Consider the following 4,371-nt stretch of genomic DNA (forward strand, 5'->3'; position numbering starts at 1 on the left):
CGGCCAGGCCGACACCCCGCGAGGCGTATCAGCGCACCGGCGGCGCGTATTGCAGACCACCCTTGGTCCACAGCGCATTCTGGCCGCGGGCGATCTTCAGCAGCGAACCCTGGCCGACGTTGCGCTCGAAGGACTCGCCGTAGTTGCCGACATGCTTGACGATACGGACCACCCAGTCCGCGGTCAGGCCGACCTGCTCGCCGAACTTGCCCTCGGTGCCGAGCAGACGCTTGACCTCGGGATTGTCGGACTTGACCTGCTGATCGACATTCGCCTGGGTCACACCGAGTTCCTCGGCGTTCAGCATCGCGAAGCCAACCCACTTCACCAGGTTGAACCACTGCGGGTCATTGTTGCGGACCGACGGGCCGAGCGGCTCCTTGGAGATGATCTCCGGCAGAACGATATGATCGTCGGGGTTCGTGAGCTTCAGGCGCTCCGCGTAGAGGCCCGAGGCGTCGGTGGTGAAGGCGTCGCAGCGACCGGCGTCATAGGCCTTGACCGTCTCGTCGGACGTCGCGAAGGCCACGACCTCGTATTTCAGGTTGTTGGCGCGGAAATAGTCGGCGAGGTTGAGCTCGGTGGTGGTGCCCTGCTGGGTGCAGACCGACGCGCCCGAGAGCTGCAGCGCCGAGGTCACGCCAAGCTTCTTGCGGACCATGAAGCCCTGGCCGTCATAGTAGTTGACGCCGGTGAAGAGCAGGCCGAGCGACGCATCGCGCGTCATCGTCCAGGTCGAGTTGCGGACGAGAACGTCCACCTCGCCCGACTGCAGAGCGGTGAAGCGGTCCTTGGCCGAAAGCGGGATGAACTTCACCTTGGTCGGGTCGTTGAAGATCGTGGCGGCGATCGCCCGGCAATAATCGACGTCGAGGCCCTTCCAGTTGCCCTGCGCATCCGGCACGCCGAAGCCGGCGAGGCCGGTGTTCGAGCCGCAGTTCAGGATGCCGCGCTGCTTGACCTGCGCCAGCGTCGCCTGGGCCGAAGCCGCAGTGGCGGAAATCGCCAGGCCGATTCCTGCCGCAAGGGCGGCTGCTACAAACTTTTTCATCGGTACTCTCCCATTGAAGCCACGTTTCCGGCTTGCGCCGAACGCCATCCTGGTCTCGCCGCCGGCAGCATTCTGGCTGCTCGATTCATCTTTCGATTGTGCGGCGCCCCCTTTGCAAGTCGATTGCCAGAGCGACCCATGAGCGTCAAGCAACCGCCATACGCTCGAACCGCCCCTTGTCCACTGCATACATCACATGCGAGTTTGTGGGTCGTGGTCAAGTCCGACCGCATTCTCCCGCCTGCCGGACGTGCCGTTTCCATGAAAAAGCTGTCTTCGCCCGAATTTGCTCGCCTTGGTGAGCGGACGCGTCTCGTGCTGGCCGGGCGCGACCCCGCCGACAGCTACGGCTTTGTCAATCCACCTATCGTACGAGGCTCGACGGTCGTCTATCCGAACACCGAGGACTTTCTGGTCCGCAAGGCGCGCTATACGTACGGCACGGACGGCAACCCGACGATCGACGCACTGATGGCCGCGGCCAACACGATCGAGGGCGGCGCCGGCGTCGTCGTGACGCCGTCGGGGCTGATGGCATGCACGCTTGCCTTCCTGACCTTGCTGTCGGCCGGCGACCATGTGCTGGTGACGGACAGCGTCTACCGCCCGACGCGGATTTTCTGCGACACCTTCCTGAAGCGCATGGGCGTCGAGGTCAGCTACTACGACCCGCTGATCGGCGGCGACATCGCCGGGCTGTTCAAGGCGAATACCAAAGCGGTCTGGACCGAGGCTCCGGGTTCGCAGACCTTCGAGATGCAGGACATCCCTGCCATCGTCGCCGCCGCCAAGGAGCGGGACATCCTCGTCGCGATGGACAATACCTGGGCAACGCCGCTGTTCTTCGATGCCCACAAGTTCGGCGTCGATTACTCGGTGCAGGCCGGCACGAAATACTATGCGGCTCATTCCGACGTGCTGATCGGCACCGTCTCGGCGCGCACGCCGGAGCTTTTCAGGAAGCTGCGCGCGGCCTGGAACCAGCTCGGGCTGATCGTGGCGCCGGAAGATGCCTTCCTGACGCTGCGCGGCATGCGAACCATGGCGCTGCGCCTCAAGGAGCAGATGCCGGCGGGCCTCGCTCGGCGTGAGGATGCAGGATGCGACGCGCCCGGAAATCGTCGTGGAAGGCGGCGCGACACTGACCGCCGACCAGAAGCTCGACTTCACCGGCCTGGACCTCGCCAGACCGTGGCGCATCAACGGCGGCGCCGGGAGCCTCGAGAGCAAGCCGCTTTTCAGCGTCAGGCGCGGCACGCCGATCGTCATGGCGATCGACAACCGCACCGCCTTCGTCCAGCCATTCCACGTCCACGGCCACAGCTTCCGCCTGCTGCACCCGCTGGACGACGGCTGGGAGAACTACTTCCTCGACACCGTGCAGATTCCGGAGCGCCGGAAGCTGCACATCGCCTTCATGGCGGACAATCCCGGGCGCTGGCTGATTTCCTCGACCGTGCTGGAACGCTTCGATCTGGGTGTCTGGACGTGGTTCGAGGTCACCTGACCTCGCCGATCACAGCCCGAGCCGGTCCACAACTTCCTGCACGATCGCGTCCTTGGTGTCCTCCACGGAGACGACGAGCGGCCGCTCGTCGGGCCCCGGCTCCTCCAGAACGGCAAACTGGCTGTCGAGTAGCGCGGCCGGCATGAAATGGTGCTGGCGGGCCGCCATGCGCCGGCCGATCAGCTCACGCGTGCCGCGCAGATAGACCAGCGCGACGTCGGGCCGGTCACCGACGATGACCTCGCGATAGGCCCGCTTCAACGCCGAGCAGGTGACGATGCCGTGCGCGCCCTGCGCCCTGAGCTCATCGATCCACGCCGCAATGGCGGCAAGCCAAGGCTTGCGGTCCTCGTCGGTCAGCGGCGTGCCGCCGGCCATCTTCGCGACGTTCTCCGGCGGATGGAAGGAGTCGGCGTCGCGGAAGGGCCAGCCGAGGCGCGCGGCCAGCCGCTCGCCCAGCGAGGTCTTGCCGGAACTGGCGACGCCCATGACGACGACGACGGCCGGGCGGCCGCGATCTGCTGCGTTCGTCACGGCTCAGCCCTGCTTTGTCTCGGTTTTCTTGGGCTCGACATGGCCACCGAAGCCGGCGCGCATGGCGGAGAGGATCTTCTCGCCGAAGGTGTGGTCGACGCGGGAGCGGAAGCGCGCGAACAGGGCCGAGGTCAGCACCTCGGCCGGCGTCGCCGTCTCGACGGCGGCGTCGACCGTCCAGCGGCCCTCGCCCGAATCCGAGACGTTCCCGGTGTAGGAGGTAAGCTCCTCGTCGGCGGCCAGCGCCTCGGCCGTCAGGTCGAGCAGCCAGGAGGTGACGACCGAGCCACGGCGCCAGACCTCGGCGATCTCCGCCACGTCGAAATCGAAACCGTATTCGGCCGGCAGGCCCTCCTTGGCGGAAGCGTTGCGCAGGAGGTCGAAGCCCTCGGCGAAGGCCTGCATCATGCCGTACTCGATGCCATTATGGATCATCTTGACGAAATGGCCGGAGCCGGTGGGGCCACAATGCAGATATCCCTGCTCGCTCGTCGGGTTGCGGCCCTCGCGGTGCTTCGTCGGCTCGATCTCGCCCTTGCCGGGTGCGAGAGCCCTGAAGATCGGCTCCAGCCGGTCGAAGGCTTCCCTGTCGCCGCCGATCATCAGGCAATAGCCGCGCTCCAGCCCGTGAACCCCGCCGGAGGTGCCGATATCCATGTAGTGGATGCCTTTCGCCGCGAACTCCCTGCCGCGGCGGACATCGTCCTTCCAGAAGGCGTTGCCGCCGTCGATCAGCGTATCGCCCTCGCCGACGAGGCCGCCGAGTTCGGAGAGCGTCGCCTCGGTGATCCTGCCGGCCGGCAGCATCACCCAGATCGCGCGCGGCCCCTTCAGCTTGGCGACCATGTCCTTCAGGTCTGCCGCGACGATGGCGCCATCGGCGGCAAGCGCCTGGCCCGGCTTCGGATCGCGGTCATAGACCACGCATTCATGGCCGGCGCGCATCAGGCGGCGCACGATATTGGCCCCCATGCGGCCGAGGCCGATCACTCCAAGCTGCATATCCGACACTCCGCGAAGCCCGCTTTTGACGCTGCTTCAAGCATGGAGGCGGCCGGCGGGGCAAGCCGGCGCCATTTCGAGGTCACCCTTCGGCGTGCTTCTGCAGGGCGCGCCAGCGCCCCGGCGTGACGCCGTAGGCACGCCGGAACTGCCGCGTGAGGTGGCTCTGGTCCGAGAAGCCGCAGGCGAAGGCGACATCCACAAGGGAGGCGCTCTGTGCCAGCATCCGGCGAGCCCGATCGAGGCGACGCATCACCAGATAGTTATAGGGACTGGT

At 66.3% G+C, this 4,371-nt stretch carries 5 protein-coding genes and 1 pseudogene; 2 read left to right on the top strand and 4 right to left on the bottom strand.

Annotated elements, in window-relative coordinates; all coding sequences use genetic code 11:
• Window positions 1–28: 28 nt before the first annotated feature.
• Window positions 29–1,051 carry an amino acid ABC transporter substrate-binding protein gene (locus ACIPIA_RS10870; protein WP_400509367.1) on the bottom strand — a complete coding sequence of 341 codons (1,023 nt, stop codon included), beginning with the start codon at window positions 1,049–1,051 and terminating at the stop codon, window positions 29–31.
• Between the two features lie 261 nt (window positions 1,052–1,312).
• On the opposite strand from ACIPIA_RS10870, the pseudogene ACIPIA_RS10875 reads away from it, so the two are divergent.
• Together ACIPIA_RS10875 and ACIPIA_RS10880 are read left to right on the top strand one after the other, a co-directional pair.
• Window positions 1,313–2,059: pseudogene (locus tag ACIPIA_RS10875) on the top strand (PLP-dependent transferase); the annotation flags it as partial.
• A 115-nt stretch (window positions 2,060–2,174) separates the two neighbouring features.
• On the top strand, window positions 2,175–2,558 hold the full coding sequence (locus ACIPIA_RS10880) for a multicopper oxidase domain-containing protein (protein ID WP_400509369.1): 384 nt from the start codon (window positions 2,175–2,177) through the stop codon (window positions 2,556–2,558).
• A 9-nt stretch (window positions 2,559–2,567) separates the two neighbouring features.
• On the opposite strand, the gene ACIPIA_RS10885 is transcribed toward ACIPIA_RS10880, so the two are convergent.
• The 3 genes from ACIPIA_RS10885 to ACIPIA_RS10895 form a co-directional block, all read right to left on the bottom strand.
• Window positions 2,568–3,092 carry a gluconokinase gene (locus ACIPIA_RS10885; protein ID WP_400509370.1) on the bottom strand — a complete coding sequence of 175 codons (525 nt, stop codon included), beginning with the start codon at window positions 3,090–3,092 and terminating at the stop codon, window positions 2,568–2,570.
• 3 nt (window positions 3,093–3,095) lie between these two features.
• Entirely contained in the window at window positions 3,096–4,094 is a 999-nt protein-coding gene (gene gnd / locus ACIPIA_RS10890; protein ID WP_400509372.1) for a phosphogluconate dehydrogenase (NAD(+)-dependent, decarboxylating), read from the bottom strand.
• 82 nt (window positions 4,095–4,176) lie between these two features.
• Window positions 4,177–4,371: helix-turn-helix transcriptional regulator (locus ACIPIA_RS10895; RefSeq protein WP_400509374.1), on the bottom strand; the 195-nt coding region annotated here is incomplete at its 5' end.

The sequence above is a fragment of the Allobosea sp. CER48 genome, from assembly GCF_044752385.1.
Classification (GTDB): domain Bacteria; phylum Pseudomonadota; class Alphaproteobacteria; order Rhizobiales; family Beijerinckiaceae; genus Allobosea.